The sequence below is a fragment of the Streptomyces sp. NPDC001604 genome, from assembly GCF_042893475.1.
Classification (GTDB): Bacteria; Actinomycetota; Actinomycetes; order Streptomycetales; family Streptomycetaceae; genus Streptomyces.
In genome coordinates this window covers 135,066-151,260 of record NZ_JBIAUY010000025.1, presented here as the reverse complement: position 1 = coordinate 151,260, position 16,195 = coordinate 135,066, and the positions used below count along the sequence as shown (strand labels likewise).

19 protein-coding genes are annotated in these 16,195 nt (G+C 69.3%); 3 read left to right on the top strand and 16 right to left on the bottom strand.

Going from position 1 to position 16,195, the window contains the following annotated elements:
• Positions 1 to 89: 89 nt before the first annotated feature.
• The 6 genes from ACFY1E_RS43335 to ACFY1E_RS43310 are packed head-to-tail and all read right to left on the bottom strand — an operon-like array spanning position 90 to position 3,646.
• Entirely contained in the window at positions 90 to 293 is a 204-nt protein-coding gene (locus ACFY1E_RS43335) for a hypothetical protein (RefSeq protein ID WP_389086871.1), read from the bottom strand.
• A complete protein-coding gene (locus tag ACFY1E_RS43330; RefSeq protein WP_389086869.1) occupies positions 293 to 700 on the bottom strand; it encodes a hypothetical protein in 408 nt (135 codons plus the stop codon). The genes ACFY1E_RS43335 and ACFY1E_RS43330 overlap by 1 nt, the downstream gene beginning before the upstream one ends.
• A 53-nt stretch (positions 701 to 753) precedes the next feature.
• Positions 754 to 2,217: a sensor histidine kinase gene (locus ACFY1E_RS43325; RefSeq protein ID WP_389086867.1), complete on the bottom strand. Its 1,464-nt coding sequence runs from the start codon at positions 2,215 to 2,217 to the stop codon at positions 754 to 756.
• Entirely contained in the window at positions 2,214 to 2,909 is a 696-nt protein-coding gene (locus ACFY1E_RS43320) for a response regulator transcription factor (RefSeq protein ID WP_389086861.1), read from the bottom strand. Before ACFY1E_RS43320 ends, ACFY1E_RS43325 begins: the two co-directional genes overlap by 4 nt.
• A 12-nt stretch (positions 2,910 to 2,921) precedes the next feature.
• Entirely contained in the window at positions 2,922 to 3,086 is a 165-nt protein-coding gene (locus tag ACFY1E_RS43315; RefSeq protein ID WP_389086859.1) for a hypothetical protein, read from the bottom strand.
• Complete coding sequence (locus ACFY1E_RS43310; RefSeq protein WP_389086856.1) at positions 3,083 to 3,646, bottom strand: hypothetical protein; 564 nt, start codon at positions 3,644 to 3,646, stop codon at positions 3,083 to 3,085. Before ACFY1E_RS43310 ends, ACFY1E_RS43315 begins: the two co-directional genes overlap by 4 nt.
• Positions 3,647 to 3,797: 151 nt before the next feature.
• On the opposite strand from ACFY1E_RS43310, the gene ACFY1E_RS43305 reads away from it, so the two are divergent.
• The 3 genes from ACFY1E_RS43305 (at position 3,798) to ACFY1E_RS43295 (ending at position 7,542) form a co-directional block, all read left to right on the top strand.
• Positions 3,798 to 4,964 (top strand): sensor histidine kinase, encoded by a 1,167-nt coding sequence (locus ACFY1E_RS43305; protein WP_389086854.1) that lies wholly within the window; start codon positions 3,798 to 3,800, stop codon positions 4,962 to 4,964.
• Positions 4,961 to 5,602 carry a response regulator gene (locus tag ACFY1E_RS43300; RefSeq protein WP_389086851.1) on the top strand — a complete coding sequence of 214 codons (642 nt, stop codon included), beginning with the start codon at positions 4,961 to 4,963 and terminating at the stop codon, positions 5,600 to 5,602. Before ACFY1E_RS43305 ends, ACFY1E_RS43300 begins: the two co-directional genes overlap by 4 nt.
• Before the next feature lie 119 nt (positions 5,603 to 5,721).
• Positions 5,722 to 7,542 carry a glycosyl hydrolase family 18 protein gene (locus ACFY1E_RS43295; RefSeq protein ID WP_389086849.1) on the top strand — a complete coding sequence of 607 codons (1,821 nt, stop codon included), beginning with the start codon at positions 5,722 to 5,724 and terminating at the stop codon, positions 7,540 to 7,542.
• A 6-nt stretch (positions 7,543 to 7,548) separates the two neighbouring features.
• Here the strand turns inward: ACFY1E_RS43295 and ACFY1E_RS43290 are convergent, their stop codons facing one another.
• The 10 genes from ACFY1E_RS43290 to ACFY1E_RS43245 all read right to left on the bottom strand — a co-directional run bounded on the left by ACFY1E_RS43290 (position 7,549) and on the right by ACFY1E_RS43245 (position 15,914).
• Complete coding sequence (locus ACFY1E_RS43290) at positions 7,549 to 7,995, bottom strand: DUF2550 domain-containing protein (RefSeq protein WP_389086846.1); 447 nt, start codon at positions 7,993 to 7,995, stop codon at positions 7,549 to 7,551.
• A 142-nt stretch (positions 7,996 to 8,137) separates the two neighbouring features.
• Positions 8,138 to 8,512, bottom strand: coding sequence for a F0F1 ATP synthase subunit epsilon (locus tag ACFY1E_RS43285; protein WP_115905870.1), 375 nt, complete (start codon positions 8,510 to 8,512; stop codon positions 8,138 to 8,140).
• A gap of 112 nt (positions 8,513 to 8,624) precedes the next feature.
• Positions 8,625 to 10,061, bottom strand: a complete 1,437-nt coding sequence (gene atpD, locus ACFY1E_RS43280; RefSeq protein ID WP_351474293.1) for a F0F1 ATP synthase subunit beta — start codon at positions 10,059 to 10,061, stop codon at positions 8,625 to 8,627.
• Entirely contained in the window at positions 10,061 to 10,978 is a 918-nt protein-coding gene (locus ACFY1E_RS43275; protein WP_389086843.1) for a F0F1 ATP synthase subunit gamma, read from the bottom strand. The genes atpD and ACFY1E_RS43275 overlap by 1 nt, the downstream gene beginning before the upstream one ends.
• 21 nt (positions 10,979 to 10,999) lie before the next feature.
• Positions 11,000 to 12,589, bottom strand: a complete 1,590-nt coding sequence (gene atpA / locus ACFY1E_RS43270) for a F0F1 ATP synthase subunit alpha (RefSeq protein WP_389086841.1) — start codon at positions 12,587 to 12,589, stop codon at positions 11,000 to 11,002.
• A 138-nt stretch (positions 12,590 to 12,727) separates the two neighbouring features.
• Positions 12,728 to 13,543, bottom strand: a complete 816-nt coding sequence (locus ACFY1E_RS43265) for a F0F1 ATP synthase subunit delta (RefSeq protein ID WP_389086838.1) — start codon at positions 13,541 to 13,543, stop codon at positions 12,728 to 12,730.
• Positions 13,540 to 14,085 (bottom strand): F0F1 ATP synthase subunit B, encoded by a 546-nt coding sequence (locus ACFY1E_RS43260; RefSeq protein ID WP_389086836.1) that lies wholly within the window; start codon positions 14,083 to 14,085, stop codon positions 13,540 to 13,542. The genes ACFY1E_RS43265 and ACFY1E_RS43260 overlap by 4 nt, the downstream gene beginning before the upstream one ends.
• 42 nt (positions 14,086 to 14,127) lie before the next feature.
• A complete protein-coding gene (gene atpE / locus ACFY1E_RS43255; protein ID WP_228623583.1) occupies positions 14,128 to 14,352 on the bottom strand; it encodes an ATP synthase F0 subunit C in 225 nt (74 codons plus the stop codon).
• Between the two features lie 74 nt (positions 14,353 to 14,426).
• On the bottom strand, positions 14,427 to 15,290 hold the full coding sequence (atpB, locus tag ACFY1E_RS43250; protein ID WP_389086833.1) for a F0F1 ATP synthase subunit A: 864 nt from the start codon (positions 15,288 to 15,290) through the stop codon (positions 14,427 to 14,429).
• Positions 15,291 to 15,500: 210 nt separating this feature from the next.
• Complete coding sequence (locus tag ACFY1E_RS43245; RefSeq protein ID WP_389086831.1) at positions 15,501 to 15,914, bottom strand: hypothetical protein; 414 nt, start codon at positions 15,912 to 15,914, stop codon at positions 15,501 to 15,503.
• Positions 15,915 to 16,195: the final 281 nt, after the last annotated feature.

Below are 16,195 nucleotides of genomic sequence, written 5' to 3'. Positions count from 1 at the left end.
GCACTTCTACAACACTGGCCGCCGACACACTGCGCTCGGCGGCCAGCCACCGATCACCCGACTGTCACCAAAGTCATGACCGGGTACAGCTAGCGCCCGGTGTCCTGGGCGGCGTCCTGGTCCGCCCGGGCGACGGCGGATTCGGCGGCGGCCACCTTCTTCTGCATCTCCGAGTAGCCGGAGGGGGTGGCGGGCGTGGCGGGTGCCTTGTCCGCCGTGCCGCCGTGGGGCGCGCAGCCCGCGGTGAGCCCCGCGAGGAGGGCCGCCGCGGCGGCCGCGGCCTTCAGACGCATCAGCTCGCGCCCTCGTTGTTGTCCTTGCACCAGGTCCGGACGTCGTTCAGGTCCTTCTGCCGCTGCTGGAGCGTCGTCACCAGGGACTTGCGGAAGGTCAACCGGTCCTGGAGGTAGGTGGCGATCTCGCTGTGACCGGCCGCCTTCGCCTGGTCCACGCGCTGCTGCAGCCGGGCGATCGAACCGCGCTTGTCGGCGCCGGCGTTCAGCCGGTTCAGGGCGCGGTCGATGCGTCGGTCGATCTTCGGTGCCCGCTTGCACAGGGCCTTGGCCCCGTCCCCGGCCGGGGTGGCCGTGGACGCGGGCGAGGGCGTGCTCTCGGCCACGGCGGCTCCCGTGCCGCCGGCCACCATCGCCGCTACGGCCGCCCCCACGAGCAGCGTGCGCCGGTGTCGTCGTACATACATCTCAGCCTCCGTTCCGCGGACGGCCCCCTGCGTCCGTCCGCCTGCCGTGGAGGCTAGGAAGGCTCTTTGGGGAAACTCTGTGACCGGTTTGCCCCGGCTGTGCCGATCAGCCAGTCCCGGCGGGCGGGCGGGGCCGCTCCCGTGGACGGCAGCCGTACCTCGAAGCGGGCGCCCACGCCCTGTGGGCCGTCCGTGACCGTGACGCTCCCCCGGTGCAGGGCCGTCTGCTGGGCCACCAGGGTCAGGCCGAGCCCGGAGCCCGAGCTGCCGGGGCCGCGGGCGAAGCGCTCGAAGATCCGGGCGCGGGTCGGCTCGGGCACCCCCGGGCCCCGGTCGTCGACCGTGATCACGACCTGCCCGTCCACCTGCCGTACCCCGACCGTCACGGTGGCCTGCCCGGTCGCGTCCCGCCCGTGGGCCAGGGCGTTGGCCAGCAGGTTGTCGAGGAGGAGGCGGATGCCTGGTTCCCAGCCGTGGACCGTGGGCCCGGGTGCCGCCTCCAGCGTGATGCGGGCGTCCGGGGCGCGGCGCCGGGCCTCCCCCACCGCGGCGTCCGCGGTCTCCGTCACGTCCACGGTCCGGAAGGCCTCCGCCTCGACGAGGTCGCCGCGGCCGAGTTCGCGCAGCATCACCAGCAGGTTCAGCAGACGGGCGTGTTCGCTGCGCAGATCGGCCAGGACCTCCGTGCGGTCCGGCTCCGGGAGGTCCGGGTGGTCGGCGAGGATGTCGAGGTTGGTGCCCATGCTCATCAGCGGGGTGCGCAGTTCGTGGGAGGCGGCCGCGGAGAAGGAGCGGGCCGTGTCCAGTGCCTCGGCGGTGCGGGCGGCCTGCTCGTCGTAGCGGGCGAGGACGGTGCGCAGGGTGGCGGCCAGTTCGTCGACCTCGGTCACTCCGGTGGGCTCGTCGGGCGGCCGGGCGGCGCTGGTGCGCGGGTCGAGTCCGGCGGTACGGCGGCCGAGCCGCCGCAGCGGTCCGGTCGCACCGGTCGCGATGCCCCAGGCGAGCAGGCCGGACAGGGGCGCGGCGAGCAGGGTCGTCACCGCCACCCGGCGCCGTACGAGCCGGAGTTGGGCCTGGTCGGCGGCGTTGGGCGAGAAGACCCAGAGGGTGCCCGTGCCACGCGCGGTGGTGATCGGCCGGGACAGCGCGCGCCAGCTGGTACCGCCGTCCCGGACGGTGACCGGCTCCCTGGTCGCCTTGGGCAGCGGCACCGAGGCGTCAGGCTGCGGTCCGCCGCTGAAGGTGGCGTCCGGTCCGATGACGCGTACGCCGACATCGAGGGCCGCGCTGTACAGGAGCCGCTCCTTGTTGTCGGCGGCCTTGGGCCGGCCGTTGGCACTGGCCCGCAGCAGGGCGCGGGCGTCGGGGACCGCCGCTGTGGCCCTGGCCCGCAGATGGCTGTCCTCGGCGCTGTGCAGATCGTGGTTGACCAACCGGAGCAGCAGCCAGCCGGAGGCGAGCACGAGGAGCGGCACGGTGACCCCGACGGCGAGCCCGATCCGGGTGGAGAGCCTCACGACGACTCGTCCCTCAGCACGAAGCCCACCCCGCGCACGGTGTGGACCAGCCTGGGCCGGCCCTCGGCCTCCAGCTTGCGCCGCAGATAGCTGACGAAGGTGTCGACGGCGTCCGTCCGCACGTCGAAGTCGTAACCCCACACCCGTTCCAGGAGCTGGTCGCGGGTGAGGACGAGCCCGGCGTTGCGGGCGAGCACCTCGAGGAGTTCGAACTCGCGCCGGGTCAGCTCCAACGGCCTGCCGTCCCGCTCCGCGGTGCGCGCCGCCGGGTCGATCACCAGGCCCGCCACCCGCAGCACCTCCCCCACGGGCGGGCGGCGGCGCAGCAACGCGCGCAGCCGCAGCACGAGTTCCTGCAGTGCGAACGGCTTGACCAGGTAGTCGTCGCCGCCCGCCTGGAGTCCGGCGATACGGTCGGCGGTCTCGTCGAGCGCCGACAGCATGAGCACGGGGAGGTCCTGGCCGTCGTGACGGAGCCGCTCGCACACCTCGATGCCGCTCATACCGGGCATCGACACATCGAGGACGAGGACGTCGGGCGGCGTCTCCTCGATCGCCGCCAGCGCCTCACGACCACCGTCCGCCGTCCGCACCCGAAACCCGCTCAGCCTCAACCCGCGCTCCAGCGACCGCCGGATGGCAGGATCGTCGTCCACGACCAGCACCGCACCGGGGCGTTCCGCCTCGCTCATGCGCGCCTCCCCTCAGCGTCCGGTCAGGGTACGACCATCACCGGGGACGGTGTCCTTCACGTCCGCGTCCTCGCGGTACGAGGCGTCGCCGAGGCGGCTGAGCGCGTGGAGGATGCGCAGGGCGGTCGTCCGTTCAAGGGGATCGAGCCGGCCCGGGCTCGGTGTACACAGGCTCATGCACCCTCGTCCCGGCGCACGGCAGCGCTCGCCGGCTGCCTCTTCGGCCAGATCAGGTACGTCAACGCGACGGTCCCGTGGATGCCGAGGGTCCGCAGCGCCGCCCACTGGAAGGTGCGCAGGGACGACGTGTCGCCGTCGTCGACGTACCAGATCGCCCCCTGGAGCAGGGCGCAGGCGACAGCCGTCGCGAGAAGGGTGCGCAGCCAGAGGCGGCCCTCGTGACGGGCCCGGGCGAGGCCGTAGCGGGGCGGGCCCACGGGTTTCGGGGCGCCGGCCAGGCGATGGGCGGCGTGTCCGTCGAGCCGGCGGATCGTGTGGTGGCCGTAGGCGACCGTGTAGCCGATGTAGAGGGCGGCCAGCCCGTGTCCCCAGCTCGGGGTCGCACCGTTCCTCAGGTCGACGGCCGTCACCACGAACAGCACAACCTCCAGCAGTGGCTCGCACAGCAGCAGGGCCACGCTCGTACGGCGCCACTTGAGCAGGTAGCGGACGGCCAGCCCGGCCGCCAGCAGCACCCAGAACCCGACCTCGCAGGTGATGATCAATCCGACGACCACGGCACACCCCTTCCCTCGTCCCTCCAGGCTTCCGGGCGGTGCAGGCGCTTTCGTCGTCGGCGGTGACGAGGTCGTCGTACATCGAACGATGCAGTTCGGGACCCTCCCCCGGGAGCAGGCACGCGGCGCGCGGGCCGTGTTGGATGGAGCCATGGCCGCACGACTCACCCGCCCGCACCGCGACGACGTGCTCATCGCCGTGGGAGGACTGGCCGGAGGGCCGCTGCTCTGTGCCGTCGGCCTCTACAGCCGCAAGGCCGACGACCCGATCACCGTGGTCGACGCCCGCTGGGCGGTCCTCGTGCCGCTCGTCGTCACCGCGGCCTGCGAACTGCTGCGCCGCACCCGCCCGCGCACCGCCCTGCTCATCGGCACGGTCGCGATCACCGCGGACCTGGTGACCCGCGGCAACCTCGCCACCATCGTGATGTTCACGGACCTCGTCTATGCGGCCGTCCTGTACGGCACACTCGCCTCCGCCCGCCGCATCACCTGGATCACCGGCCTGCTCACGGTGGTCGGGACCGTCGCCCCGTACGTGGCCTGGCGCGTACCGCAGGCCCTCCTCATCGGGGCGGGTGTCGCGCTCGTCACCCTGGCGCCCGCGGCGACCGGCTGGGTGGTGCGCGACCACCGTGACACCGCCGACGCCGAGCGGCTGCGCGCCGAACAGACCGCGCTGCTCGCCGAGATGGACCGCAGCCAGGCGGTCACCGCCGAACGGGCCAGGATGGCAAGGGAGTTGCACGACGTGGTGGCCAACCATCTCTCCGCGATCGCCATCCACTCCACGGCCGCACTGTCCATCGACGATCCCGGCACATCGAGGGAGGCCCTCTCGGTCATCCGCGAGAACAGCGTCGAGGGGCTCGCGGAGATGCGGCGTCTGATCGGCATCCTGCGCGACGGCGACGGTGAGCCGAGCGCGGTCCCGACCCTCGACGGCCTCACCGCCCTCGTCGACGGCGCCCGCGCCAACGGCCTCGACATCACCCTCGACACCGACCACGGCACGGTCCCCGCACCGGTCGAACTCGCCGCCTACCGCATCGTCCAGGAGTCCCTGACCAACGCCCTCAAGCACGCCTGCCCCGGCCGCACAACCGTCGCCCTCGTCCAGCGGGACAGCGTGCTCGACGTCCGGGTGACCAGCCCGTACGGCCACCGGGACGGCCCGCGCGCACCGGGCTCCGGAGCCGGCCTGGTCGGCATGCGGGAGCGGGCGGCGCTGCTGGGCGGCACCTTCGAGGCCGGGCCCGACGGCGGCTTCTGGGCCGTGCGCGCCACGCTCCCCCTGACCGAAGGAGGTTCCGAATGATTCGCGTCCTGGTCGCCGAGGACCAGTCCGCCGTCCGCGCCGGACTCGTCCTCATCCTGGGCAGCGCGCCCGACATCGAGGTGGTCGGGGAGGCCGCGGACGGCGAGCAGGCGGTGGCACTCGCACGGGAGTTGCGGCCGGATCTCGTGCTGATGGACGTCCAGATGCCGCGCCTGGACGGAGTGTCGGCGACCCGGCAGGTCGTCGGGGAGGGGCTGGCGGACGTCCTCGTCCTCACCACCTTCGACCTCGACGAGTACGTCTTCGGGGCCCTGCGCGCCGGCGCCGCCGGCTTCCTGCTCAAGAACACCGAGGCGAAGGACCTGCTGGAGGCGGTGCGGACCGTGGCGCGCGGGGAGGGCCTGATCGCGCCGGCCGTCACCCGCCGCCTGATCGCCGAGTTCGCCACCACATCCGTACGCGAGCCAAAGGCCGATCCGGCCGTGCTCGACAGCCTCACCCGCCGCGAGCGCGAGGTCCTGTCCTGCCTCGGTGAGGGCCTGTCCAACGTCGCCATCGCGGCCCGTCTCGACATGGCGGAGGCGACGGCGAAGACGCACGTCAGCCGCCTCCTCGGGAAGCTGGAGCTGCGCAGCAGGGTCCAAGCGGCCGTACTGGCCCAGGAGTTGGGGATCTAGCACGCACCGCGCCAGAGTGGTCCAGACCTATTGACCGATGGTCCAGACCTTTCTATTCTCGCGGCACTGTGGGTGTGAAGGCTCAGTCACGCCCCCCAACTCCCCATAGGAGGCGCACCATGCGCTTCGGACACAGAGCCGCGGCAGGCTTCGCGACCCTGTTGCTGCCGCTGGCCGGTCTCGTCGGCCTCGCAGGCCCCGCCCAGGCCGCGACCACCGCGACGGCCACCTACGCCAAGACCCAGGACTGGGGCACCGGCTTCGAGGGCAAGTGGACGGTGAAGAACACCGGCACCACGGCCATCAGCTCCTGGACGGTCGAGTGGGACTTCCCCTCCGGTACGTCCGTCACCTCGGCCTGGGACGCGGACGTCACGTCCTCCGGCACCCACTGGACCGCCAAGAACAAGTCCTACAACGGCTCCATAGCCCCCGGCGCCTCCGTCTCCTTCGGCTTCAACGGAGCGGGCTCCGGCTCCCCCTCCCACTGCAAGCTGAACGGCGACAGTTGCGACGGCACCACCGTCCCCGGCGACGCGGCCCCCTCCGCACCGGGCACCCCCACCGCCTCCTCCATCACCGACACCTCGGTGAAGCTGTCCTGGAGCGCGGCCACCGACGACAAGGGCATCAAGAACTACGACGTCCTGCGCGACGGCAAGGTGGTCTCCACCGTCACCACCACCTCGTACACGGACACCGGCCTGACCGCCGGCTCCGACTACTCGTACACCGTCCAGGCCCGTGACACCGCCGACCAGACCGGTCCGGTCAGCGGCTCGGTCGCCGTGCACACCACGGGCGGCACCACCACTCCCCCGACCTCCGGCTCCACGGTCAAGCTCGGCTACTTCACCGAGTGGGGCATCTACGGCCGCAACTACAACGTCAAGAACCTGGTGACGTCGGGATCCGCGTCGAAGATCACGCACATCAACTACGCCTTCGGCAATGTGACCAACGGGCAGTGCGCAATCGGCGACTCCTACGCCGACTACGACAAGGCGTTCACCGCCGACCAGTCGGTGAGCGGCGTGGCCGACACCTGGGACCAGCCGCTGCGCGGCAACTTCAACCAGCTGCGCGAGCTGAAGGCCAAGTACCCGAACATCAAGGTGCTGTGGTCCTTCGGCGGCTGGACCTGGTCCGGCGGCTTCGGGCAGGCGGCGGCCAACCCGACCGCCTTCGCGAACTCCTGCTACAACCTGGTCAAGGACCCGCGCTGGGCGGACGTGTTCGACGGCATCGACATCGACTGGGAGTACCCGAACGCCTGCGGTCTGTCCTGTGACACCAGCGGCGCGGCGGCCTTCAAGAACGTGATGTCGGCGCTGCGCGCCAAGTTCGGCTCCGGCGCACTGGTCACGGCCGCGGTCACCGCGGACGGATCGTCCGGCGGCAAGATCGAGGCCGCCGACTATGCGGGCGCCGCCCAGTACGTCAACTGGTACAACGTGATGACGTACGACTTCTTCGGTGCCTGGGACGCCCAGGGCCCGACCGCCCCGCACTCCCCGCTCACCTCCTACAGCGGCATCCCGAAGGCCGGGTTCACCACGGCCGACGCGATGGCCAAGTACAAGGCGGCCGGCGTCCCCGCGAGCAAGCTGCTGATCGGCATCGGCTTCTACGGGCGCGGCTGGACCGGCGTGACCCAGGACGCCCCCGGCGGCACCGCGACGGGGCCGGCCGCGGGCACCTACGAGCAGGGCATCGAGGACTACAAGGTGCTCAAGACGTCCTGCCCGGCCACCGGCACCGTCGCCGGCACGGCGTATGCGCACTGCGGCAGCAACTGGTGGTCGTACGACACCCCGTCGACCATCGCCGGGAAGATGAGCTGGGCCAAGTCCCAGGGTCTCGGCGGCGCCTTCTTCTGGGAGTTCAGCGGCGACACCAGCAACGGCGAGCTGGTGAGCGCCATCAGCAACAACCTGTAGTCGTAGTCAGGCGACGTTGACGCGCTGACCGGGCGGGGCTGCCTCCAGCCACGCGAGGAAACCGGTCAGCGCGTCTTCGCTCATCGCGAGTTCAAGACGCGTGCCCCGGTGCAGACAGGTGAGGATCACCGCGTCGGAGAGCAGCGCCAGCTCCTCCTCCCCCTCGGGGAGGCGACGGCCGGCGACCTCGATCGCGGCGCGTTCCAGGACGCGGCGCGGGCGGTAGGCGTAGGAGAAGACGCGGTACCACTCGATGCGGTCGCCGTTGTAGCGGGCGACCCCGTAGCTCCAGCCTTTCCCGCTCGTGTCCGTCTTCTCGGGGACGTCCCAGCGCAGCGAACAGTCAAAGGTGCCCCCGGAGCGCTGGATGAGTCTGCGGCGCAGCCCGAAGACGAACAGCGCCAGCACCACCAGGGCGACCACGACTCCGCACACAGTCAGAGCGAGGACCATCGACACCGACCTCCTCGTCTCCTAGGTACCGAAAATAGGTAACGGAACGGAAAAAACACCTATATCTGCCTCAGCCGCGGTCGGCTCCGGATTGCTCCGGTGCCGACCGCGGCTGAGTGAATTCATACAGCTCCGCGCGGGCTCAGCTCGTCGCCGCCGCGCGCAGTCGTACATCGGCGCGTCGCTCGGCGGCGGCGTCGCCCTCCGCCTTCGCGCGCTCCAGCTCTCGCTCAACGCGCTGGACATCGATCTCGTCCGACAGCTCGGCGATCTCGGCCAGCAGCGACAGCTTGTTGTCCGCGAACGAGATGAAACCGCCGTGCACCGCGGCGACGACCGTTCCACCATCACTCGTACGGATGGTCACCGGGCCCGACTCCAGCACACCGAGCAGCGGCTGGTGACCGGGCATGACGCCGATGTCGCCGGACGTGGTGCGCGCGACGACCAGGGTGGCCTCGCCGGACCAGACCTCTCGGTCGGCCGCGACCAGCGCGACGTGCAGCTCAGCAGCCAAGGTGGCTCCTCGGGTCACCACCCGGCGGTTCGGCCGGGTGTTGGTTACAAGTCTAATGGGCGTGAAAGAGGGGGCGGGACGTACCCCGCCCCCTCTTACGAACTCAGGGAGTTCAGGAGACACCCAGCTCCTTGGCGTTGGCCTTCAGGTCCTCGATGCCACCGCACATGAAGAACGCCTGCTCCGGGAAGTGGTCGTACTCGCCGTCGCAGATCGCGTTGAAGGCCGCGATCGACTCGTCCAGCGGGACGTCCGACCCGTCGACGCCGGTGAACTGCTTGGCGACGTGGGTGTTCTGGGACAGGAAGCGCTCCACGCGACGGGCACGGTGGACGACGAGCTTGTCCTCCTCGCCGAGCTCGTCGATACCGAGGATCGCGATGATGTCCTGGAGGTCCTTGTACTTCTGCAGGATCGTCTTGACGCGCATGGCGGCGTCGTAGTGGTCCTGCGCGATGTAGCGCGGGTCCAGGATGCGGGACGTGGAGTCCAGCGGGTCCACGGCCGGGTAGATGCCCTTCTCGGAGATCGGACGGGAGAGAACCGTCGTCGCGTCGAGGTGGGCGAAGGTGGTGGCCGGGGCCGGGTCGGTCAGGTCGTCCGCGGGGACGTAGATCGCCTGCATCGAGGTGATCGAGTGACCGCGGGTCGAGGTGATGCGCTCCTGGAGGAGACCCATCTCGTCGGCCAGGTTCGGCTGGTAGCCCACCGCGGAGGGCATACGGCCGAGCAGGGTCGACACCTCGGAACCGGCCTGGGTGAAGCGGAAGATGTTGTCGATGAAGAACAGCACGTCCTGCTTCTGCACATCGCGGAAGTACTCCGCCATGGTCAGACCCGCCAAGGCCACGCGCAGACGGGTGCCCGGGGGCTCGTCCATCTGGCCGAAGACCAGCGCGGTCTTGTCGATGACGCCCGAGTCGGACATCTCCTCGATGAGGTCGTTACCCTCACGGGTGCGCTCGCCGACACCGGCGAACACGGAGACACCGTCGTGGTTGTTGGCGACGCGGTAGATCATCTCCTGGATGAGCACCGTCTTGCCGACGCCGGCACCGCCGAACAGACCGATCTTGCCGCCCTTGACGTACGGGGTCAGCAGGTCGATGACCTTGACGCCGGTCTCGAACATCTCGGTCTTCGACTCGAGCTCGTCGAAGTTCGGGGCCTTGCGGTGGATGCCCCAGCGCTCGCCCTCGTACTTCTCGTCGACGTTCAGCACCTCACCGAGGGTGTTGAACACCTTGCCCTTGGTGAAGTCGCCGACCGGAACGGTGATGGAGTTGCCGGTGTCGGTCACCGGGGCCTGGCGGACCAGACCGTCGGTGGGCTGCATGGAGATGGTGCGGACCAGGCCGTCACCCAGGTGCTGGGCGACCTCCAGGGTCAGCGTCTTCTTCTCGCCGGCGTTGGCCGGGTCGGCCACCTCTACGTGCAGGGCGTTGTAGATGTCCGGCATCGCGTCGACGGGGAACTCCACGTCGACGACCGGGCCGATGACCCGGGCGACGCGGCCCGTGGCCGTCGCGGTCTCAACAGTGGTGGTCATTAGCGGTCACTCCCCGCGGTCGCGTCGGCCAGGGCTGCGGAGCCACCGACGATCTCGCTGATTTCCTGGGTGATTTCGGCCTGGCGGGCCGCGTTGGCAAGTCGGGAGAGCGTGGTGATGAGCTCGCCCGCGTTGTCGGTCGCCGACTTCATCGCGCGCCGCGTGGCGGCGTGCTTCGAAGCGGCCGACTGGAGGAGCGCGTTGTAGATACGGCTCTCCACGTAGCGCGGCAGCAGGGCGTCGAGGACGTCCTCCGCCGAGGGCTCGAAGTCGTACAGCGGAAGGATCTCGCCCTGCGGGGCTGCTTCCTTCGCGACCTCTTCGAGGCTGAGCGGCAGCAGACGGTCGTCGAGCGCCGTCTGCGTCATCATCGACACGAACTCGGTGAAGACGATGTGGAGTTCATCCACGCCGCCCTCGGCCGTCTCGGTCTCGATGGCCTCGATCAGCGGCGCCGCGACCTTCTTGGCGTCCGCGTACGTGGGCTCGTCGGTGAAGCCGGTCCACGACTCCGCGACCTTGCGCTCACGGAAGTTGTAGTGCGCGAGACCACGGCGGCCGACGATGTAGACGACGACCTCCTTGCCCTCGCGCTCCAGCCGCTCGGTGAGCTGCTCCGCCGCCTTGATGGCGTTGGAGTTGAAGGCACCGGCGAGACCACGGTCGCTCGTGAGGAGCAGCACCGCGGACCGCGTGACCGTCTCGGCCTGCGTGGTCAGCGGGTGCTTCGTGTTCGAGCCGGTACCGACCGCCGTGACCGCACGCGTCAGTTCCTGCGCGTACGGCGTGGAGGCCGCCACCTTGCGCTGCGCCTTGACGACGCGCGAGGCGGCGATCATCTCCATCGCCTTGGTGATCTTCTTGGTCGCGGTGACGGATCGGATGCGACGCTTGTAGACCCGGAGCTGGGCTCCCATGAGTCAGGTCCCTTCCTTACGTCACTTGGCGGCGGCCGGGGCGTCCTCGCCGAGAAGCTTGCCGTCCGAGGTCTCGAACTGCTTCTTGAACTCGGCGATCGCGTCGGCGACGGCGGTGAGGGTGTCGTCCGACAGCTTGCCGCCCTCGCGGATGGAGGTCATGAGGCCCTGCTCCTTGCGGTGCAGGTACTCCAGGAGCTCCTTCTCGAAGCGGCGGATGTCGGCCACGGGCACGTCGTCCATCTTGCCGGTGGTGCCGGCCCAGACGGAGACGACCTGGTCCTCGGTGGACATCGGCTGGTACTGCGACTGCTTCAGCAGCTCGACCATGCGCTGACCGCGCTCCAGCTGCGCCTTCGACGCGGCGTCCAGGTCGGAACCGAAGGCGGCGAAGGCCTCCAGCTCACGGAACTGGGCGAGGTCGACGCGGAGCCGGCCGGAGACCTGCTTCATCGCCTTGTGCTGCGCGGAACCACCGACTCGGGAGACGGAGATACCGACGTTCAGCGCGGGGCGCTGACCGGCGTTGAACAGGTCCGACTCCAGGAAGCACTGGCCGTCGGTGATGGAGATGACGTTGGTCGGGATGAACGCCGAGACGTCGTTGGCCTTGGTCTCGACGATCGGCAGACCGGTCATCGAGCCCTTGCCCATGTCGTCGGAGAGCTTCGCGCAGCGCTCCAGCAGACGGGAGTGCAGGTAGAAGACGTCACCCGGGTAGGCCTCACGGCCCGGCGGGCGGCGCAGCAGCAGCGACACGGCGCGGTAGGCGTCGGCCTGCTTCGACAGGTCGTCGAAGATGATCAGGACGTGCTTGCCCTCGTACATCCAGTGCTGGCCGATGGCCGAACCGGTGTACGGCGCAAGGTACTTGAAGCCGGCCGGGTCGGACGCGGGGGCGGCGACGATGGTCGTGTACTCCAGCGCGCCGTTCTCCTCCAGCGCGCGGCGGACCGACGCGATGGTGGAGCCCTTCTGGCCGATGGCGACGTAGATGCAGCGGACCTGCTTGTTCACGTCGCCCGAGCGCCAGTTGTCGCGCTGGTTGATGATGGTGTCGACGGCCAGGGCGGTCTTGCCGGTCTGGCGGTCACCGATGATCAGCTGGCGCTGACCGCGGCCGATCGGGGTCATCGCGTCGACGGCCTTGTAGCCGGTCTCCATCGGCTCGTGCACCGACTTGCGCTGCATGACCGTGGGGGCCTGCAGCTCGAGGGCGCGGCGACCGGTGGTCTCGATCTCGCCGAGGCCGTCGATCGGGTTGCCGAGCGGGTCGACGACGCGGCCGAGGTAGCCCTCGCCGACTGCCACGGAGAGCACCTCACCGGTGCGCTGCACCGGCTGACCCTCCTCGATGCCGCTGAACTCACCGAGGACGATGGCACCGATCTCGCGCTCCTCGAGGTTGAGGGCGAGGCCGAGGGTGCCGTCCTCGAACTTCAGCAGTTCGTTGGCCATGGCCGAGGGCAGACCCTCGACCTTCGCGATGCCGTCGCCGGCAAGGGTGACCGTACCGACCTCCTCGCGCGAGGCCGCGTCCGGCTTGTACGACTGGACGAAGTTCTCCAGCGCGTCCCGGATCTCCTCCGGCCGGATCGTGAGCTCCGCCATCTGGGTTCCCTGCTCTCCTTGTTGGGCCCGAAGTTTCAACTTGGGGGTCTGGGGGCGACCCCCAGGAATCCTCTGCACGACCCAACCGGGCCGTAGGTACGTACTGCTGTACTGCTGTTCTGCTTATGAAGTTGCTGCTCAGCTCGCCAGACGGCGGCCGGCGTCCTCGATGCGGTCCGCGATCGAGCCGTTGATGATCTCGTCACCGACCTGCACCCGGATCCCGCCGAGGACCTCGGGGTCCACGTCGATGTTGAGGTGCATCTTGTGGCCGTAGAGCTTCGCGAGGGCGGCGCCCAGGCGCTGCTTCTGCGCGTCGCTCAGCGGCACCGCCGAGGTCACGACGGCGACCAGCCGGTCCCGGCGCTCGGCGGCGAGCTTGGACAGGGACTCAAGTCCCGCCTCCAGGCTACGTCCCCGCGGCGCGGTCACAAGGCGCGTCACAAGACGCTCGGTGCTCGCGACGGCCCGGCCGCCGAGCAGCCGGTGCAGCAGCTCGGTCTTGGCCGCGGTGCTCGCGGCGCGGTCGGTCAGCGCGGCACGCAGCTCGGTGCTCGAGGAGACGATCCGCCCGAAGCGGAACAGCTCGTCCTCCACGTCGTCGAGCGCGCCCCTCTTCTGCGCGGCGGTGAGCTCGGCGGTGTCCGCCAGCTCCTCCAGCGCGTCCACCAGGTCACGGGACTGCGACCAGCGGGAGCGCACCATGCCGGACACCAGGTCGGCAGTGGCCCCGCCGACCTGGGAGCCGAGCAGGCGCTGGGCCAGCTCGGCCTTCGCCTCACCGGCCTGCGCCGGGTCGGTGAGGACCCGACGCAGCGACACCTCGCGGTCGAGCAGCGCGGTGACGGCGGCCAGCTCGTCGGCGAGCTTCGTCGCGTCGGCGGACGTGGAGTCCGTCAGCGCGTCGAGGCGCTCGCGTGCGGCGGCCAGTGCCTCGCGGCTCGCTCCGTTCATCGGGTGGCCTCGGCCTTCTCCTCGAGCTCGTCGAGGAAGCGGTCGATGACACGGCTCTGCCGGGCGTGGTCCTCGAGGGACTCACCGACGAGCTTGCCGGCCAGCTCGGTTGCGAGGTGACCGACGTCCTGCCGCAGCGCGGACGCGGCGGCCTTGCGGTCGGCCTCGATCTGCGCGTGACCGGCGGCGACGATCTCCTCGCGCTGCCGCTGGCCCTCGGCGCGCATCTCGGCGATCAGCGCGGCACCCTGCTCCTGCGCCTCCTGGCGCAGACGCGCGGCCTCGTGCCGGGCCTCGGCGAGCTGGGCCTTGTACTGCTCGAGGACGCTCTGGGCCTCGGTCTGTGCGGCCTCGGCCTTCTCGATACCGCCCTCGATGGCCTCGCGGCGCTCTTCCAGAACCTTGTTGATGTTCGGGAGGAGCTTCTTGGCGAGGAAGCCGAAGACGATGACGAAGGCGATCAGGCCGATGACGAGCTCCGGCCACGGCGGAACGAGGGGGTTCTCCTTCTCCGCCGCAAACTGAACCCATGCGTGGGTCATCTCAGTGCCTTTCGTCGAATGGGGCTGTCGCTGACGTTCGACTTAGTAGACGAACGGCATGACGAGGCCGATGAGGGCCAGCGCCTCACAGAACGCGAAGCCGAGGATCTGGTTGGCACGGATGAGGCCGGCCGCCTCGGGCTGGCGGGCGAGGGCCTGGGTGCCGTTACCGAAGATGATGCCGACGCCGACGCCGGGGCCGATGGCGGCCAGGCCGTAACCGACGGAGCTGAGCGAGCCAGTGACAGCGGCAAGGGTCTGGGACATGCCAGTTCTTCCTTTTCTTTACGGACCGGTGGGGGTTGGCCACCGGACGACAAGGGGGTGCGGAGCGGGGCAGCTCAGTGGTGCTCGGCGAGCGCGCCCTGGATGTACGAGCAGGACAGCAGGACGAAGACGTACGCCTGGACGGCCTGGATGAAGAGCTCGAAGGCGGTCATGACGATCGTCATGATGAACGAGACACCGGAGTAGGCGATGCCGATGCCGTTCAGCATGTACCAGCTGGCGACCGTGAAGAGCACGATCAGCGTGTGGCCGGCGAACATGTTCGCGAAGAGCCGGACCGCGTGCGTGAACGGGCGGACGAGCAGGTTCGAGGCGAGCTCGATGGTCATCGACAGCGGGAGCACGGCGCCGAGCGACTTGTCGTAACCGGTGAAGTTCTTGAAAGCGCCGACGAAGCCGTGCCGCTTGAAGGTGAGCGGGACCCAGACGAGGTAGACGATCAGGGCCAGGACCGCCGGGTAGGCGATGATCGAGGTCACCGGGAACTGGGCGACCGGGACGATCGACCAGAGGTTCATCATCCAGATGAAGAAGAACAGCGAGACGACGAGCGGGACGTACTTCTCGCCTTCCTTCTTGCCGATGGTCTCGTAGACGATGCCGCGGCGCACGAAGTCGTAGCCCGCCTCGGCGATCAGCTGGAGCTTGCCCGGGACGACCTTGGGCTTGGCGAACGCGGCCCAGAAGAAGCCCACCACGATGATGGAGCCCAGCAGGGCCAGCAGCATCGGCTTGTTGAAGTAGAAGCCATGGTTCAAGTACAAGCCATGGCCGTCTGCGTCACCCCAGAGCGGCTTGAAGAGGAACGAGTGCAGGCCCGGAGCGACGGTGTCGAAACCGCACCCGGAGAACAGGTGACAGCTCGAGTCGAAAGCGAGCGTCTGCGTCGGATCAGCACTCACCGCGGGCTCCTTCATCGTGACGCATGGGTACGGCAACCTCGTTGTGTCGGCGCGGCGCGCAGCCGCGGGTCGGCACTGGACTGGTGTTACGGATGTGAGGGCGGCTGGGGGGCATCAAGCCTCGCGATCGATCAGGCGTCAGCTCAGATGCCCGCGCCCGCGATGCCGCAGTTGGCACCGGACGATAGCAGGAGATCTCATGTGTCCTTATCCCGGCCCTACCCCTCACGACGAGTGCCCCGTCTTGTCGGGTTCGACGTAAAGGATTTTGGACTTCATGTGCGCTCGCGTCTGCGCGGCGATCCAGGTCAGGGTGGATGCGACCAGCGTGAGCGCGAAGGACCGGGGGTTGAACAGCGTCGTGTGCTTGAAAACCGCGACGAAGATGAACAGCAGAAGGATCTGTGCTGCGTAGAGCATCAGGCCCATTGCCTGGAACAGGTGCGGAAGCGATTTGGCAGTGCGCTGCAGGACGTAGAGCCCGAGCCCCATGAAGAGAATCACGATCAGCGTCGCAACAGCCGCCCCGATCACACCCTTGCCACCGGCGACCACACCGCTGACGACGGCGGCAATCACGCCGACGGCAGCCGTGGGTACGGCGGCCTGGGCCAGGATCCGGACGTCATTGGACGGCATGGCGGCAACTCCGCTTTCACAGGGGGGCAGGTGTCGTCATGGACGAGCGTAGTCCCGGATCGAGAGGGGAACTCACGGCCAATGGACCGTCGCACTACGGTCCTTCAGCTCTCTCCGGGGTTCTCGTGAACCGTATCACAAACTATTTGATGCGGTCTTTACCTAGTCGGTGTGCTTGCTGTCACACATGAGAGTGACAGTGCGCGTCTGTGCAGAAACCGAACCGGCTTGTCTGATATTGGGGGTCTTTGCTCCCCCACGAGTTGGCAATGCTCTAGTCA

What these genes read in the sequence shown, in the direction of transcription:
- ACFY1E_RS43265 (WP_389086838.1), bottom strand. Translation starts at nt 13,543, where the DNA reads ATGAACGGAGCGAGCCGCGAGGCACTGGCCGCCGCACGCGAGCGCCTC.
- ACFY1E_RS43320 (WP_389086861.1), bottom strand. Translation starts at nt 2,909, where the DNA reads ATGAGCGAGGCGGAACGCCCCGGTGCGGTGCTGGTCGTGGACGACGAT.
- ACFY1E_RS43330 (WP_389086869.1), bottom strand. Translation starts at nt 700, where the DNA reads ATGTATGTACGACGACACCGGCGCACGCTGCTCGTGGGGGCGGCCGTA.
- atpB (WP_389086833.1), bottom strand. Translation starts at nt 15,290, where the DNA reads ATGAAGGAGCCCGCGGTGAGTGCTGATCCGACGCAGACGCTCGCTTTC.
- ACFY1E_RS43335 (WP_389086871.1), bottom strand. Translation starts at nt 293, where the DNA reads ATGCGTCTGAAGGCCGCGGCCGCCGCGGCGGCCCTCCTCGCGGGGCTC.
- ACFY1E_RS43290 (WP_389086846.1), bottom strand. Translation starts at nt 7,995, where the DNA reads ATGGTCCTCGCTCTGACTGTGTGCGGAGTCGTGGTCGCCCTGGTGGTG.
- ACFY1E_RS43260 (WP_389086836.1), bottom strand. Translation starts at nt 14,085, where the DNA reads ATGACCCACGCATGGGTTCAGTTTGCGGCGGAGAAGGAGAACCCCCTC.
- atpE (WP_228623583.1), bottom strand. Translation starts at nt 14,352, where the DNA reads ATGTCCCAGACCCTTGCCGCTGTCACTGGCTCGCTCAGCTCCGTCGGT.
- ACFY1E_RS43245 (WP_389086831.1), bottom strand. Translation starts at nt 15,914, where the DNA reads ATGCCGTCCAATGACGTCCGGATCCTGGCCCAGGCCGCCGTACCCACG.
- atpD (WP_351474293.1), bottom strand. Translation starts at nt 10,061, where the DNA reads ATGACCACCACTGTTGAGACCGCGACGGCCACGGGCCGCGTCGCCCGG.
- ACFY1E_RS43315 (WP_389086859.1), bottom strand. Translation starts at nt 3,086, where the DNA reads ATGAGCCTGTGTACACCGAGCCCGGGCCGGCTCGATCCCCTTGAACGG.
- atpA (WP_389086841.1), bottom strand. Translation starts at nt 12,589, where the DNA reads ATGGCGGAGCTCACGATCCGGCCGGAGGAGATCCGGGACGCGCTGGAG.
- ACFY1E_RS43275 (WP_389086843.1), bottom strand. Translation starts at nt 10,978, where the DNA reads ATGGGAGCCCAGCTCCGGGTCTACAAGCGTCGCATCCGATCCGTCACC.
- ACFY1E_RS43305 (WP_389086854.1), top strand. Translation starts at nt 3,798, where the DNA reads ATGGCCGCACGACTCACCCGCCCGCACCGCGACGACGTGCTCATCGCC.
- ACFY1E_RS43295 (WP_389086849.1), top strand. Translation starts at nt 5,722, where the DNA reads ATGCGCTTCGGACACAGAGCCGCGGCAGGCTTCGCGACCCTGTTGCTG.
- ACFY1E_RS43300 (WP_389086851.1), top strand. Translation starts at nt 4,961, where the DNA reads ATGATTCGCGTCCTGGTCGCCGAGGACCAGTCCGCCGTCCGCGCCGGA.